The sequence below is a fragment of the Shewanella frigidimarina NCIMB 400 genome (assembly GCF_000014705.1).
Taxonomy (GTDB): Bacteria; Pseudomonadota; Gammaproteobacteria; order Enterobacterales; family Shewanellaceae; genus Shewanella; species Shewanella frigidimarina.
The window spans coordinates 4,129,026-4,145,403 of sequence record NC_008345.1; the positions used below are offsets into that span (position 1 = coordinate 4,129,026).

Annotated in this window: 12 protein-coding genes and 1 pseudogene; 4 read left to right on the forward strand and 9 right to left on the reverse strand. The window is 47.4% G+C overall.

The genetic code is table 11. From position 1 onward, the window contains the following. Positions 1–36 precede the first annotated feature (36 nt). The 6 genes from SFRI_RS17870 to SFRI_RS21910 form a co-directional block, all read right to left on the reverse strand. Positions 37–3,123 carry a Tn3 family transposase gene (locus SFRI_RS17870; protein ID WP_011638896.1) on the reverse strand — a complete coding sequence of 1,029 codons (3,087 nt, stop codon included), beginning with the start codon at positions 3,121–3,123 and terminating at the stop codon, positions 37–39. Between the two features lie 23 nt (positions 3,124–3,146). Further along, the gene (locus tag SFRI_RS17875) at positions 3,147–3,458 is read right to left on the reverse strand and encodes a type II toxin-antitoxin system RelE/ParE family toxin (protein WP_011638897.1); all 312 of its coding nucleotides are present in this window, start codon (positions 3,456–3,458) and stop codon (positions 3,147–3,149) included. Next, positions 3,458–3,718: a type II toxin-antitoxin system Phd/YefM family antitoxin gene (locus SFRI_RS17880; RefSeq protein ID WP_011638898.1), complete on the reverse strand. Its 261-nt coding sequence runs from the start codon at positions 3,716–3,718 to the stop codon at positions 3,458–3,460. Before SFRI_RS17880 ends, SFRI_RS17875 begins: the two co-directional genes overlap by 1 nt. Positions 3,719–3,910: 192 nt before the next feature. Continuing rightward, on the reverse strand, positions 3,911–4,870 hold the full coding sequence (locus SFRI_RS17885; protein WP_011638899.1) for a cation diffusion facilitator family transporter: 960 nt from the start codon (positions 4,868–4,870) through the stop codon (positions 3,911–3,913). A gap of 19 nt (positions 4,871–4,889) precedes the next feature. Continuing rightward, the gene (locus SFRI_RS17890) at positions 4,890–5,456 is read right to left on the reverse strand and encodes a recombinase family protein (protein WP_011638900.1); all 567 of its coding nucleotides are present in this window, start codon (positions 5,454–5,456) and stop codon (positions 4,890–4,892) included. Positions 5,457–5,463: 7 nt separating this feature from the next. After that, the gene (locus tag SFRI_RS21910; RefSeq protein ID WP_024946414.1) at positions 5,464–5,745 is read right to left on the reverse strand and encodes a double zinc ribbon domain-containing protein; all 282 of its coding nucleotides are present in this window, start codon (positions 5,743–5,745) and stop codon (positions 5,464–5,466) included. Between the two features lie 210 nt (positions 5,746–5,955). On the opposite strand from SFRI_RS21910, the pseudogene SFRI_RS17900 reads away from it, so the two are divergent. The 4 genes and pseudogenes from SFRI_RS17900 to SFRI_RS17915 all read left to right on the forward strand — a co-directional run bounded on the left by SFRI_RS17900 (position 5,956) and on the right by SFRI_RS17915 (position 12,083). Further along, a pseudogene (locus SFRI_RS17900) lies at positions 5,956–8,933 on the forward strand (Tn3-like element TnShfr1 family transposase). Between the two features lie 90 nt (positions 8,934–9,023). Further along, positions 9,024–9,614 (forward strand): recombinase family protein, encoded by a 591-nt coding sequence (locus tag SFRI_RS17905; RefSeq protein ID WP_011638902.1) that lies wholly within the window; start codon positions 9,024–9,026, stop codon positions 9,612–9,614. 134 nt (positions 9,615–9,748) lie between these two features. Further along, positions 9,749–11,374 (forward strand): phosphoethanolamine--lipid A transferase MCR-4.3, encoded by a 1,626-nt coding sequence (locus tag SFRI_RS17910; RefSeq protein ID WP_011638903.1) that lies wholly within the window; start codon positions 9,749–9,751, stop codon positions 11,372–11,374. Positions 11,375–11,567: 193 nt separating this feature from the next. After that, entirely contained in the window at positions 11,568–12,083 is a 516-nt protein-coding gene (locus SFRI_RS17915; RefSeq protein ID WP_425271578.1) for a Tn3 family transposase, read from the forward strand. Positions 12,084–12,538: 455 nt separating this feature from the next. On the opposite strand, the gene SFRI_RS17920 is transcribed toward SFRI_RS17915, so the two are convergent. Genes SFRI_RS17920 through SFRI_RS17930 form a run of 3 tightly spaced genes read right to left on the reverse strand, consistent with a single transcriptional unit; the run spans position 12,539 to position 16,375 of the window. Further along, positions 12,539–12,946: a hypothetical protein gene (locus SFRI_RS17920; protein WP_011638872.1), complete on the reverse strand. Its 408-nt coding sequence runs from the start codon at positions 12,944–12,946 to the stop codon at positions 12,539–12,541. Then, positions 12,939–14,741, reverse strand: a complete 1,803-nt coding sequence (locus SFRI_RS17925; protein WP_011638873.1) for a site-specific integrase — start codon at positions 14,739–14,741, stop codon at positions 12,939–12,941. Before SFRI_RS17925 ends, SFRI_RS17920 begins: the two co-directional genes overlap by 8 nt. Beyond that, the gene (locus SFRI_RS17930) at positions 14,738–16,375 is read right to left on the reverse strand and encodes a hypothetical protein (RefSeq protein WP_011638874.1); all 1,638 of its coding nucleotides are present in this window, start codon (positions 16,373–16,375) and stop codon (positions 14,738–14,740) included. Before SFRI_RS17930 ends, SFRI_RS17925 begins: the two co-directional genes overlap by 4 nt. Positions 16,376–16,378 lie beyond the last annotated feature (3 nt).

Consider the following 16,378-nt stretch of genomic DNA (forward strand, 5'->3'; position numbering starts at 1 on the left):
CCCAACGCGCCAAAAATGTAAAGTTAGCTTTAAGCTCTAAAATTCATCACTTGAATTTTCGTTCTCAATCAGCGCTTGCTTCCAATATTCTGGTTCAGCATATCGAGCAACCAATGCATCGATATCTATTTTTGAGGTTGATGGACTAAACTCAAAATTGCCATACATATTGATGTGCTGCCATGCAACGGGCGAAATACTGTGAAGCTGAGCCAGTGCGTTTTGATCTCCTACTGTTTGCTTCTGTTCATAGACACGAGATAGCAGCACTGTGTTGTAGTAAATGACCGCATTGGTGATGAGCCGAGAGCATTCATTCCAAATTTGTTGCTCCTCTTCCGTTTTTACTCTGAATTTTCCACCGTTAACAAATGCAACTGCTCGCCTGAGACGATGATAGGCTTCACCACGATTTAATGCTTTTTGTACACATTGACGTAAGCCAACATCGTCGACAAAGTCGAGAATGTATAGCGTTCGGCATATGTTTTCCAACTCCCATAATGCTTTCTTGGTCTGATTCTGACGCGAATAGCTCGAGAGTTTGCGAACAATCGTGGCTTGAGTAACATCTTTTTGAGCTAGCGATGCCATGATACGTTGAATATTGGGCCATTCACGTTCAATCAATTCATCGTTGGTTTTTCGGGCAGGCTTTATTAGCCAGTCACCACACTCATTGGGATGTTGTGAGCCGACTAACGTATCCATTTTCTTATGCAAATCACGATAACGAGGTGCAAAATGATATCCAAATGCATGCAAAATCCAAAAATTAACCTGATTGGTGCCATGGGTGTCAGTGGAATGCCGTTCTGGCTTTATATCAGAGGTATTGTTATGCAATAAATCGAAAACGTAATGGCTTTCATGTTCGTGAGTCCCAATAATCTTTGCATTTATAGGAACATGATTTGCGACCAACGTGTAGGCGCTGACACCTTTCTGTAAACCAAAATACTTAGGAGAATATCGAGCGTTAAGGGTGTTAATTTGCGTTTCCATCCGCTGGCCATCGCTACTTGAATGGAGCGAGTCCTGAATATCATAGAGATGAAATGCGGGTAGCTGGCTGGTTGCATTACTAATCGCATCATTAGCCGCTCGCAACGTCTCCAAGCGTAGATAATTTCTAGACGTCCCCGCCATTGATGCTGAGCTAAGGCCTGAAACCTCAGCCATTTTTGCTAACCCCATGTTTGTTCCCATCGCAACAATACAGGCGAAAATTTCACGGGGATCAGCTTCATGCTTTACATAACGATCTAATACATGGGTAAATGCATTTAAAAATCCAGTATTACCCGCAACAAACCACAGTAGATCCGCAATACCAATTCCTGGTAACTGGCTGTAAAAATCGCTATTAACGGATTCATCACTGCTCGGATAAAGCAGCTTCCAACGACGCTTTTCGGCAGCCCCAATTACTTTAATATGTTTGTTGACCCCATCAGAAATATGTTGGTTAATCGCACTATAACGTGCTGCTAGCATAGTATGAAATACAGCCAGAGTATCTTGGATAGGGGCCAATAAAATGGGTGCACCAATATCTTGCAATACTCGTTCTTTATCCTGCCATCTAAGATCGCTTATTAAGTCATCTTCAAAGCGGCGAAATTCATTACTATGTTTAACGTACACATCACCCGCTTCCAGTGAGTTGCGTAGTAGGCGATAGACCAAAAACTCATAGCGATCTACATCTAGCGTTTTAAATGTTTTACCCTCTTTACTAAACAAATATCGGCGTAAACCTTTAGGAATAATCTCAGTCGGAAATGCATTAGGATCAGTTTGCCTTGGTGATTTTTCTGTGCGTAACAAGTTTTGTAAAAAACCGATAGCTTCAAGCAAAGGAGAGTCTTCTACACGTCCGGCAAAATCCAGATCAGTAAAAAGTTGCCTTAAGTTACGTTTGAATGTGGCGGATAATTTTGTGTAATGTAACCATTCAAATGCCGTTTTGTCGAAAGCAATATTGCGTAAGTAATCAGCAACTAATGGGAATCTCTCTTGTTCAAGCAATGCATAGGCTTTTTCTTTAATAATGGAAAAAGGTGTGTCATCGGTGATGGTGTCATCCGTAAACAGGCTCAATACATGACCCGCAGCCTGTAAATTTTTCGCTGCATTGGTAACCGCATTATTCATTGCTTCTTCAGCGGCACGCTTGGCCTGTTTCTCGTATTGATCGACCCAATGGAGCAATGCTTCAATTAAGTTGTCATTAATTTGCTGAAACCGATGAAAAGCAAAAAACAGCAGATATAACTGAGCAGTCTCTTTTTTCATGCGTTGAAGTTTATAAGTGGTATAAAACTTAACCATAGAAGCATAATACTTGCCGCTTTCATTGGAGATCCCCGCTGTTATGAGGAACTGCTTGGCAAACTCATGTAGAGGCTGGAAAAACTGCCGCCGTGCGACTTCATGTCGCAATTCTTTATAACTGAAATCTTTAGCTTCATGTTTTAATGCGCTGACGCGAAATACTCCTGAATCAGCCCGAAGCAAAGCCGCTAATTGCTGATCGATAAGTGAAGTCATGCAAGTGCTAAGTAATCGAGCAATACGGGTGCGTTCATAAGCCACCACTCTACCAATCATCTCTTGCATATACCGATAACTGGGCATGACAATACGGTGTAATGCTAAGTATTGGGTTAATTCACGAAAGATAAAGATAGGTTGTGTCGATAGCATCGCAACCCGCTGTGCTTTATCTTCCAAATCAACTTTTACCTCATTATCACATTGTTTATACTGGAATAAATCAAGAATTGCTCGTTGTTGTTCAGCCCTAATCGGTCTTGAGGGACTTTTCAGCCTTGAAAGCGTTTTGGTGGGAAAGTACAGCGCGGCAATGTAATCCAAGTCATTTAGTACTGACGATTCTTGTTCATAACTGAAAAACTGCCGTTTGGCTTTGAAATAGCCCAGTTGCAATACTAAATGGGCTGCCACAGAAAACGTTCGGGTATTGTCGAATAGCTCGCGCTCTTTAGCACTTAAGTCAAAATATAATCGACGATCATCATCTGAGAAATGAGGTAATCCAAACAGTTCATCTATTTCATCAGTTGACAAAATAGATAGCCGCCGAACGTCATTTTTCATGGTGCCCCCCCTATTTCAATACATCAAATAATTTCCCGCTCCGCGAGATGTGCAAGTGGAACCATACTTTTATGTAAGATCCCAAATACAACGAATTGATGCTCATGTTGGATGTAATAGATGACATGACTTGAATAAGGGAAGCTAAACACATTCACGCGTACCTCGGGTCTATTTTTCCCAAGGGTGGGTGTTTCAGCCAGCAGCTGAATCGTTTGTCTAAGTCCTGATAAATATGTCTTCGACTGAGTCGTTCCCCATTGGGCTAACGTAAAGCGGTGAATACCTATCAGATCAGATTGTGCATCGGGCGTTAAATGATAAGTTACCGGCATTAGTCATACTGCCCTGCGGCCAGCTCATCAAAAAAGGTATTACCATCAACCAAATTGCCCATTTTGATGTCAGTCATGGCTTTCACCGCTTTGGATTGAAGCAAATGTAATTTTAGTGTCTCGATACTTTGGTACGCATCAGCTGAAATAACAACGGCCACAGGCTTGCCATTTTTATTAATTTGGATTGGAGCTTGTTGAGCTTTGAGCAACAAATCTCCAAAGTGAATTTTTGCTTCATTGGCTGAAAGAGTGTTCATTTATCACCTTTAAACGAATCGTTCGATTCGCTCAATTTACACCAGTTGGGCGATAAAAGTCAAAAATGCACCTTATCAAAATGTATACTATTTGACAGCTCTGGTTATTGCCTATCAGGGGTCGTCTCAGAAAACGGAAAAAATCGTACGCTAAGACCGGTTTGGCTAGCCGGGTAGTAGGAGTCCCATTAGTCACGCCTGCCGGGCTGCGGCTTGGTCTGGTTGAGAACTCGGTTCTTTGTGGCGATGATCCACGAAGTTGCACCCATCGACGCTGTGTTCACAGGCAACAATCTCCAGTTGCAGCGTCGTATGGAAGATGCTGAATCGGTCAGCCAGCAACAACTTGAGGGTTTTGAGCAACTCGTCGGGCCCTATTTCCGGCGCATACACGATATGAGCGGTCATGCTGACCTTGCCGCTCGTGAGCGCCCATACGTGCAAGTCATGCAGCCCTGTCACGCCTGGCACGGCCTGAACAGATGCCATCAAGGCTCCCATGTCAATGCCGTCTGGGACTCCCTCCAGCAAGACATTCAGGCTTTCCTTGAGTAGCAGCCAAGTTCGTGGCAGCACCCATAGCCCGATTGCCACGGCGACGACCGCATCTACCCACACCCAGCCGGTGAATCGGATGACCAGCGCAGCTCCGATCACGCCGATGGAGCCAATCATGTCGCTCCAGACCTCCAGATAAGCGCCTTTGACGTTGAGGCTCTTGTCCTTGCCGCCCTGAAGCATACGCATGCTGATGAGGTTGACGATCAGACCCAGCACTGCTACCACCAGCATCCCGCTGGACTGAACCTGCGCTGGCTCGCGCAAACGCTGCCAGCCCTCATACAGGATGTAGCCAGCGACGCCGAAGAGCAACAGGGCGTTGAATGCGGCCGCAAGGATTTCGAAGCGGTAGTAGCCATAGGTGCGCTTGGCATCGGCTGGCCGTCTCGCCACCCGTACAGCCGCCAAGGCGATGGCCAGCGCCGCTGCATCCGTGAACATGTGCGCCGCATCTGAGAGCAGGGCCAGGCTGTTGAAAACGATGCCTGCGGCGACTTCGGCCAGCAAGAAGCTCCCGGTCAGCGCCAGGGCGATCCAGAGCGATTTTTCATTGCGCTCGCTGGGTAGGGCATGGGTGTGACCGGTGCTCATTTTCGTCCTTCTTCTGAGTTCATTTTTGTTCAGCGTGACCGGAAGCCGGCACCCAGCGATACAACGTCGGGATTGAGACCCCGAGGTTCTTGGCCACGTCCTTGGGAGCGATCCCGCTGGCGAGCAGCTTCTTGGCCGATTCAATCTTGCTTTTGGTCATCTTCGGTTTGCGCCCTCCCTTGCGGCCTGACAGCCGGGCGACCGCCAATCCTGCTCGGGTCCGCTCCACCGTCAGCTCGCGCTCCATTTCGGCGAGGCTGGCCATGACGTGAAAGAAGAACCGTCCCGACGGCGTGCCGGTGTCGATGGCGTCGGTGAGACTCTTGAACTGGATGCTCTGCTTGTGCAACTCGCTGACCAGATCGACCAATTGCTTGACGCTGCGGCCCAGGCGATCCAGCTTCCAGACGACCAGCGTGTCTCCCTTGCGTAGCATTTCAAGCGCCTTGGCCAAGCCGGGGCGCTCGGCTCTCGTGCCGCTTAATTTGTCCTCAAAGAGCTTTTGGCACCCGGCCTGGGTCAAGGCCTCCCGCTGTAGCTCCAGGTTCTGATCCTGCGTCGAGACGCGCGCATAGCCAACCAGCATGGCACGGTCAGACCGCTGCCTTGCCGCACTGAGCGCAAAACTTCGCACCCGGTTGCAGTGTGGTTCCACATTGCGCGCAAGCCGAAGGAACCAACGAAGTCCCGCACTGCTGGCAGAAGCGAGCGCCTGGCGCGTTAGATGCCTTGCAGTTGGGGCAAGCAAGGCCGCCATTACCCCACCCGCCCGCTGGAGGCCCGCCGCTTCCGTACCCACCGCCACCACCGTGATGCCCACCACCGCTGTAACCACCACCGTGGTGGCCACCGAAAAGTCTGTCAAAAATACCCATGAGTCTTTCTCCTTTCGTAAACACGTCAAAGCCACTTGGGGCAGCGGTTGGCTACATCCCTATTTCTCGAAACGCGTTGATATGATAAGAATTCAAGAATAAAGTTTCAAGAACTGTTTTCGAGAATCGCAACGCATTGATTTGCTGTACCGCGCCAGAGGGTTGAGCGGGATTGTCGCAAACCTACGTTTTTGAGAAGAAGGAGACTGCATGCCCCGCCGTTCAATCCTCTCCGCCGCAGAGCGCGACAGTCTCTTGGCGTTGCCCGATACCCAAGACGAACTCATCCGGCTCTACACGTTCAGCGAACCCGACCTGTCACTAATCCGCCAGCGGCGCGGTGACGCCAACCGCCTGGGTGTCGCGGTGCAATTATGCTTATTGCGCTTTCCCGGTCAGGGCCTGCTGCCCGACGCTGCGGTGCCGATGCCCCTGCTGCAATGGATCGGACGGCAACTGCGCATCGATCCATCGTGCTGGCCACAGTATGCAGAGAGGGAAGAAACCCGGCGCGAGCATCTGCTTGAGCTGCGTGCATATTTGGGCATGGAGCCGTTCGGCCTGGCGCACTATCGGCAGGCTGTCCATGCCGCGACCGAGTTGGCCTTGCAAACCGACAAGGGCATCATGCTGGCCAACAGTGTTCTCGACGACCTGCGGCACCGACACGTCATCTTGCCGACGCTGGATGTTGTCGAGCGCGTCTGTGCCGAGGCGATCACCCGCGCCAACCGGCAAATCTACGAAACCTTGTCCGAACCGCTATCGGACGCGCATCGTCGCCGCCTTGACGATCTGCTCAAACGCCGGGACAACGGCAAAACGACCTGGCTGGCCTGGCTGCGCCAGTCACCCGTCAAGCCCAATTCGCGGCACATGCTCGAACACATCGAACGCCTCAAGGCATGGCAGGCGCTCGACCTGCCTTCCGGCGTCGAGCGGTCGGTGCACCAGAATCGCCTGCTCAAGATCGCCCGCGAGGGTGGCCAGATGACACCCGCCGACCTGGCCAAGTTCGAGGCGCAGCGGCGCTACGCCACCCTGGTCGCGCTCGCCATCGAGGGTATGCAGGTATGGCCACCGTCACCGATGAAATCATCGACCTGCATGATCGAATCCTGGGCAAGCTGTTCAACGCCGCCAAGAACAAGCATCAGCAGCAGTTCCAGGCATCCGGCAAGGCGATCAACGCCAAGGTGCGGCTGTTTGGGCGCATCGGTCAGGCGCTGATCGAGGCCAAGCAAGCGGGCCGCGATCCGTTCGCCGCAATCGAGGGCGTACTATCCTGGGATGCTTTCGCCGAAAATGTCACCGAAGCGCAGAAGCTCGCGCAGCCCGAGGACTTCGATTTCCTGCACCGCATCGGCGAGAGCTACGCCACGTTACGCCGGTACGCGCCGGAATTCCTCGCCGTGCTCAAGCTGCGGGCTGCGCCCGCTGCCAAGGATGTGCTGGACGCCATCGAGGTGCTGCGCGGCATGAACAGCGACAACGCACGCAAGGTGCCTGCCGATGCGCCGACCGACTTCATCAAGCCGCGCTGGCAGAAGCTGGTGATGACCGATGCCGGCATCGACCGGCGCTACTACGAGTTGTGCGCACTGTCGGAACTGAAGAACGCGCTGCGCTCCGGCGACATCTGGGTGCAAGGCTCACGCCAGTTCAAGGATTTCGAGGACTACCTGGTACCGCCTGTGAAATTCGCCAGCCTCAAGCTGGCCAGCGAACTGCCGCTGGCTGTGGTCACCAACTGCGACCAGTACCTGCATGACCGGCTGACGCTGCTAGAAACACAGCTTGCGACCGTCAACCGCATGGCGGCGGCCAACGACCTGCCGGACGCCATCATCACCGAGTCTGGCCTGAAGATCACGCCTCTGGATGCGGCGGTGCCTGACACCGCGCAGGCGCTGATCGACCAGACCGCGATGATCCTGCCGCACATCAAGATCACCGAACTGCTTATGGAAGTGGATGAATGGACGGGCTTCACCCGCCACTTTACGCACCTGAAATCGGGCGACCTGGCCAAGGACAAGAACCTGCTGCTGACCACCATACTGGCCGACGCGATCAATCTCGGCCTGACCAAGATGGCCGAGTCCTGTCCCGGCACAACGTATGCCAAGCTCGCCTGGCTACAAGCCTGGCATACCCGCGATGAAACCTATTCGACGGCGCTGGCCGAATTGGTGAACGCGCAGTTCCGGCATCCCTTCGCCGAGCATTGGGGTGACGGCACCACGTCATCGTCGGACGGCCAGAACTTCCGCACCGGCAGCAAGGCCGAGAGCACCGGGCACATCAACCCGAAATATGGCAGCAGCCCAGGGCGGACGTTTTACACGCACATCTCCGACCAGTACGCGCCGTTCCACACCAAGGTCGTGAACGTCGGCGTGCGCGACTCGACCTACGTGCTCGACGGCCTGCTGTACCACGAGTCCGACCTGCGCATCGAGGAGCACTACACCGACACGGCGGGCTTCACCGATCATGTCTTTGCCCTCATGCATCTGCTGGGCTTCCGCTTCGCGCCGCGCATCCGCGCCCTGGGCGACACCAAGCTGTTCATCCCTAAGGGTGAAGCCAGTTACGACGCACTCAGACCGACGATTAGCAGCGACAAGTTGAACATCAAGGCTATTCGTGCCCATTGGGATGAAATCCTGCGCCTGGCTACCTCGATCAAACAGGGCACGGTGACGGCCTCGCTGATGTTGCGCAAGCTCGGCAGCTACCCGCGCCAGAACGGCCTGGCCGTTGCGCTGCGCGAGCTGGGGCGCATCGAGCGCACGCTGTTCATCTTGGACTGGCTGCAAAGCGTGGAACTACGCCGTCGTGTGCATGCCGGATTGAACAAGGGCGAAGCCCGCAATGCGCTGGCCAGGGCGGTGTTCTTCAACCGGCTGGGCGAAATCCGCGACCGCAGTTTCGAGCAGCAGCGCTACCGGGCCAGTGGCCTCAACCTGGTGACGGCGGCCATCGTGCTGTGGAACACGGTCTACCTGGAGCGCGCCGCGAATGCTTTGCGCGGCCACGGCCATGGTGTCGATGAAGGGCTGTTGCAGTACCTGTCGCCGCTGGGTTGGGAGCATATCAACCTGACCGGCGATTACCTCTGGCGCAGTAGCTCCAAAGTAGGCGTGGGGAAATTCCGACCGCTACGTCCGCTCTCTGGGTCTTAGCGTACGATTTTTTCCGTTTTCTGAGGTGACCCCTATCAAAACTACTATCATAAGTGCATTATCAAAACCTTTAAAGAGATATGGTAATTTATGTCCAAAGTTGGTTATGCTCGAGTGAGTTCTACGGGTCAAAGCTTAGAAGTGCAACTGGGCAAGTTACATCGAGCTGAGTGCAATAAGATATATCAAGAAAAACGCAGTGGGAGGACGGCTGAACGGTCTGAATTTCAATCTTGCATGAGTTATTTACGTGAAGGGGATACCCTAGTGGTAACACGACTCGATCGTCTTGCTCGCTCAGTCGTACACTTAGCCCAGATTGCTTCGCGTTTTCAAAGTGAAGGCATTGATTTACTCGTTATCGATCAGAACATTGATACGAGCACTTCGACTGGGAGACTCATGTTCAATATGTTGGCTGCGATTGCTGAGTTTGAAAATGACTTGCGGACAGAGAGACAGGCCGAAGGTATCGCAAAAGCACATGAAAATGGGGTTAAATTTGGTAGACCTGTAAAACTCACGGATACCTTAAAACAGGCTATTTATGATAAAAGAGCTGAGGGGGCCACCATTGGGCAGCTTGCCAAGGAGTATCACCTTGGAGAAGCCTCTATTTATCGGGCACTGAATTCTGTGAAGAGCACACAAGAAATTACAAGTAAACTTATAAGTAATTGAAGTTTATTTACTTAATTGTTTACATGTAACTTTTAGGTGAATTGGGCTCAATTCACCTAAAACGGTCTTATCTGTTAAGGTTATTTTAATGAGGTCAAGCTAGTATTGTTTTTTTTAGCAAAAAAGGGATTTTTGTGATTTCTAGATTTAAGACGTTATCGGTTAACCAATTCACTTTCATCACTGCGTTGTTTTATGTTGCCATTTTCAATCTACCGCTCTTTGGTATAGTGCGAAAAGGAATTGAAAAACAACCAGAAGTTGATCCCCTTTTCATCGCATCTATGCCGCTATTTTTAACATTTGCGCTGAGTTTTTTGTTTTCAATTTTTACCGTCAAATACCTGCTGAAGCCCTTTTTTATCGTATTGACGTTACTTTCCTCAAGTGTATTTTTTGCAGCCTATCAATACAATGTCGTGTTTGACTACGGCATGATAGAAAACACGTTTCAAACACATCCTGCTGAAGCATTGATGTATGTAAATCTTGCATCAATTACCAATCTACTGCTGACTGGGCTATTACCGTCATATCTTATTTATAAGGCCGATATTCATTATCAGCCCTTTTTTAAGGAGTTATTGCATAAATTAGCCTTTATGCTGCTAATGTTCGTTGGCATTGGGATAGTCGCCTTTTTTTACTATCAAGATTATGCTGCATTTGGTCGAAACAACAGTGAGTTAAGGCGTTACATTGTCCCTACCTATTTTGTCAGTAGTGCATCTAAATATCTCAATGAGCACTATTTGCAGACGCCCATGGAATACCAACAACTTGGCCTAGATGCGAAGAATGCCAGTCGTAACCCGAACACTAAACCTAACTTATTAGTGTTTGTTGTGGGTGAAACTGCGCGCTCAATGAGCTATCAATATTATGGATATAACAAGCCAACCAATGCTCATACCCAAAATCAGGGGCTGATTGCGTTTAACGATACTAGCTCATGCGGCACGGCCACGGCGGTGTCTCTACCCTGTATGTTTTCACGAATGGGGCGGGCAGACTATGATCCTCGCCGTGCTAATGCTCAAGACACAGTGATTGATGTGTTAAGTCATAGTGGTATAAAAGTACAGTGGTTTGATAATGATTCTGGCTGTAAAGGTGTGTGTGATCAGGTTGAAAATCTCACGATAGATTTGAAGAGTGATCCGAAGCTGTGTTCTGGCCAATATTGTTTTGACCAAGTATTGCTCAACAAATTAGATAAAATTCTGGCAGTAGCACCAAGTCAAGATACAGTAATTTTTTTGCATATCATTGGTAGTCATGGACCAACTTATTATCTTAGATACCCGCCAGAGCATCGTAAATTTATACCGGATTGTCCGCGCAGTGATATTCAAAATTGCAGTCAAGAAGAACTGATTAACACCTACGACAACACTATTCTATATACGGATTTTATTCTCAGTGAAGTGGTGAATAAATTAAAAGGTAAGCAGGATATGTTCGATACTGCAATGCTGTATCTCTCTGACCATGGTGAGTCTTTGGGTGAAAAGGGCATGTATTTACATGGTGCGCCCTATAGTATTGCACCGAAAGAACAAACTAGCGTACCAATGCTGGCTTGGGTATCTAATGACTTTAGCCAAGATAATCAGTTGAACATGACTTGTGTTGCACAGCGAGCAGAACAGGGCGGCTTTTCCCACGACAATTTGTTCGACAGTTTGCTAGGACTTATGAATGTAAAAACCACCGTCTATCAGAGCCAACTCGATATTTTTGCACCTTGCAGGTATTAGATATGGCTGTAAATGTTTTATCTTAGGGGTGACATATTCACCCCTTAAATCTTGGACTAACAATGTCCTCTATTGTTACATTTAGCTCTCAATCTTCCACAATGAGTTATCACGGTCTTTTAGACTTAACATCAATTTGCCGTTGTGAAACTAGAACAATGGCTTACAAGCTGTAAATGCTAACTTTACATTTTTGGCGCGTTGGGCAAAATTAGCCACAAAGCGAACGACACAGGCAATGCTGGTAAGAAAGTTGTCTGGTTATCCTTCGGGGCACCCGACATTACAGGCGCTGACGGAGTATAATCGACTGGTCAAAGCGCAATATTTACTGGATTACATAGACAATGCCAGTTTGCGGCAGTACGTTCAGCGTGCTCTTAACCGGGGAGAAGCGTGGCACTTCCTGAGACGGGCTATTGCGTCGGTAAATGGCGATCAGTTCCGAGGCAAAAACGAGTCTGAAATCGCTATCTGGAATGAATGTGCAAGATTGCTTGCCAACGCGATCATCTACTTCAACTCCGCGATACTGAGTCATCTGCTGGAACACTTTGAAGCGAGAGGAGATGAAGAGAAAGCGGGTATCACTCGTTCTGTTTCGCCCGTTGCGTGGCAAAATATCAACTTAAGCGGAACGTATAACTTCACTAATACTGGGAAATTGCCCGATATTGGCGAAATAACGAGGCCGATAGTGGATGATTAGGCTCCAAACTGAAAGTAAACCACCTCCGCAGCCATTTATTGGTGTAGTCTACAGAGGATTATGTCTTTTTAGAGGGGGAAATCCCCAGAACCCCAAAGTGCTTCAGTGTTTATCCATGTATGCGTTATGCATGTTCAGCAAGAAATTTTGCATATAATGAATCTAACACTTCAGAGCAGAGGTGAATGATTTTGTCCAATTCCAGTCACTAGCGGCACCGCTTCATGAGGTGCCGTTTTGCTATCTGGAAGTGGGAAATGTAGATGTCGCCCGAAGTTCGTAAAACATTTATGTCCAAAAGTGAGTTTCAAAGTGATCAAACTTTATAAATACCACGTTACATGTAACTAACTATATGTAATTGTTTTATATGGATTTGTTTGTTGTTGCGATTTTATTGAAATTAAACCATCAATTAATCTCAGTAAATCTATTGATTTTAGCTTTTAATACAATTACTTACTACAATATAACTGTGTAACATTGCTGTTTTTAGCACTAACACCACTTAACACCATATTTTTCCGTATTAACGTAGCGTTTTGCGATTGAACCTTAGATAACATGGCTTTTAACTCCTCGACCTCAGTTCGAAGTTCTCGATTGCGCTCTTTGTATTCATTCAGCTCAATTTGCTTGGCATCACGCTGCTGTCGAATAGCTTTATTCACACCACCTTTAATACGCTCTAACAGGTCAGGGCAATCGCGATGAATCAACGCTCGGCTTACGCCAGCTTCTTCGGCAACGGCAGCAACACTCATTTTACGCTTATCAGAGACAACATTAGGCCGAGCTTTTTCTATGCGAATAATGGCAAGTCTTACCGCTTTATGTGTCGACTTTTCTTTCTGGTTAGACATTCTCTACCTCGATTAGATCTCTTTGGCTAAACTTCTGCTTCATGGCTTCAACATCGATACCTAAAGCACTCAATACCTTTTCACAGCGTTCCATACCTTTCCTAGCTGCATCTCTACCTGCTTCCCCTATATCATCCAACTGCATAAGTTTTATTTGCTGAACAAGCATCCCCTCCCAGTAGGGAAGATGCCGTTTATCTACAATTCCGCTCTCGCAGCTATCGGGCTTACCGCACTTACATTCATCATCATTGGTACACCATCCAATACCTGTTGAACGGATAGGAATAGAGCTAGAGTAGGCTTTAGCCATATCACTGAGAGAGCCGAAAGTTTTAATTAGCTCTCCATCTGCACGGACTTTCTTGATGTTTTTAGCCATATCGCCACCCGTAATCGGTGTGTCTAGTTCAAACCAGTCTTGCTTGATTTCTTCTTCGATCAAATACTTTTCTCGGAGCAGTTCTTCGAATAATTCTGCGTCTAAATCTTCGTTAAAGGCATACAGAGCCGTCATGGTGATTGACCAGTGTTTAAAATGGTCTTTTAGTGCCCTTAAATCACCCAATTCAGAATGCACTGCATAGTTGGCAAAGGTGCGGCGAAACTGGTGCGCTGACAAATTCCAGTTGCAATCTATCTGTTGACATAAATTAGGCAACCTATGAACAGTAATTGTACATCCAGACAACAGGCTAATAGCGTTACTTTTTTTAGATACCGACAAACAAATATGGTCTGAGATTTGTTCTAGCCTATTAACTTCCACATGGTCTTGACTATCCCTTGCTTTTGATAAGTCATTTTCAAGCTGCTTTTGCAATGGCGCACTATAACGACCAAGAATGTCGATAGCTTGAGTTGCAATCTCTGGCGCAATCCATTCAGCTAATCCCGTATGGGTCTTCTCTGACGCGGTTTCAATGTAGTAATACGTCACCTCATCTCTTGTCTCACTGCGATACGCTCCGCGTTTAATACCTAAAACCTCATGGATACGCATACCTGTTGTGAGTAGCAACCAGAAGATGCAACTGTCTCGCAGCAGTAATGATTCACGCTTACCTTTTGATGCCAAAATTTCATCAGCCCTGTCTAAACATGACTTTGTAAACTTACAGAGTGGAATTAGCACTTCGTTAGGGATGATAGGGGTTTTGGGTTTGGTTTTCGCTTTTTGAGCGGCCTCTCCAATCAGTCCTGCCTGCATATTGGCACCAGAACCAGGCCAAGGATGCTCTTTAACAAAATAAAATGCTTTGCAACACTGATAAAGGTTTTCCACTGCGAGGAACTTAAGCGTTTTTGTTGTTAACGAAAGAGGCTTTATTTCGCCATTCCGCTTTGCGCTTAGTCTATTCACATACTTAACATAAGCACTAGAGGTAAAAGCAGTCAAGCCATGCGTTGCAGTTGTGTCTGAACTCAAGGCCCATTTAAAGTAGCCTTTAAGAGAACTTAAAGAATGTAGTAAAGAGTTGACCGCTAATCCTTCTTTTAATTTATTCCATATGACCCATTTTGCCATTTGTTTCATTTCAGGGTTATTTATTGTGCCAAAATTAAGTGTAAGGTTACTTTTGGTGGTGCCTTTAGTCCCTTTAGCAGCAGGAAATTTCCATAGTTCTTCTTCATATCGAGAGTAAACTTGATAGTGACCGTTGGCTAACTTTACATAGGTTACAATGCCCGTCAGGGTGCCATCAATCGCTCGCTCTAGTGTGCTTTGATTAGGCTTTGAACATTGCTGCTCCGCAAACTCAACGTCCGTTAGTATCAACTCAATCAAACTCATTGTGTCACCTTTAACATATCGAGATTTTGCCAGTATGGATGTGGATTGGTTCTTGCTCGTTCCTTTTCAGCATTGACATGCTGCAATTGACCAAGCTTGGCAAACTCAGGCACAACCTCTTCATCCACAATTCTGAGCACGTTCTTTAGGTGCCGCTTCCAGTCTTTACGACCAAATTCATCACGGTTACGAATTATTGCCCAATAGAAGCTAAAGAGCTTATACAAATCATTGCCTGTAATAACGAAGCTCTTACAACGGAAACACCCTAAGAAGTCATTACAGAACGTTCCATCTTTCGGTGCTTTATCCCCATTTTTCGGGTCTTTACAATGGCCGACAGGAACGCTTGGAGCATCGCAAGTTAGCTCTTTGACTCGTATTTCACCCATCAAACCTAGGTTACGTTTTGATTGCTCAGGGGCTTGCAAATAGTAGTCAAGTGAACTTGTTCCACTATGTTTAGCTTGCTGTGCTGCAATCAACAAACTTTCACCACTCAGTTCGTACATGCCATTGATGAAAGTTTTGCGAATACGACTGATATTAAGCTTAATTGTGCGTCCATCTTCATCCTTTAGGTCGTTTTCTTTGATGAATTTTTTTATGTTGAAGTGCAGCGATAAGTCTGACAGAGAGGTAATAGCGCTTTTACTGTTGCTAGCGACATATAAGAATACTAAATTGCTACCACTCACTTGCCTCAATGACGAGCTTAGCTGAATAATGGTATCGATCAGGTAAGCCACATCTAGTTTTACCCCTTGTACTACCTCAACGTTTTCTGATTTGCGCAAGTTATGTAATTGTTTTGCATTACCCCGCTTTTTAAACACAGTTAAAAGCTTTCGATTATCTTTAAGTGGATGATCAGTTAAAGCATCCGTTGTCATGTTAAGCAGTGGTGAAGTATTGATACCCGTTTGAATTGCCACAGCAAGTAGGCACAACGTTAATTCGTAACCCGACAATGACTCTCTCTTTTGATAAATAGGTTTAACCGCTTGCTTTAACGCAACAACAACCTGTCTTTTCTCATAGGGAGAGAGTGATCTTTCACTTTTTGCATGTTTACCGGAGTTTGGAAAAGGATTCTTGGGGAAAAAATCACTATTAAGGTTGATGTCATCGACAAGTGGCCAGTAGCCTTTTTCTTTCATACGGACTAACAATGACTTGAGGTGCGTGTAGAGAGCTTTTTGAAAGCTAGGTTTAAACTCACTACCTTTGAGGTGCAGCAAATATTGTTCAATCAGTCTAGGCGTAATGTCATTTTGCGTTAAATCTCCCCTGACTGAGTGCCTGAATAACTCAAGATATTGTGCAAAATAGCGAAAGCCATTCTTTAAATACGTGTGCTGAGTTTCTTCAGTAAAAGCATTAGTGTTTCTCAGTAACGCCTTTGCAGTGTAGTAAACTCGATTCGTGATGTCGTCGTAGCCTTTGCCGTAATAAGAGGTAAAGTCGAAGTTTACGCCATTGCCACCTTTAGAACCCAGATTTGGGTAGGTAACAACTGGGTGTATTGCTCGCACTAAGCCTTGGCTTTGGGGGGCGTCAACGGTTAGCTCTACTGCCGAAGTTTTCCTGATCTTATCTTTGTTGATGGTGAGGTATTTTCGTTGTCTTGCCATGCT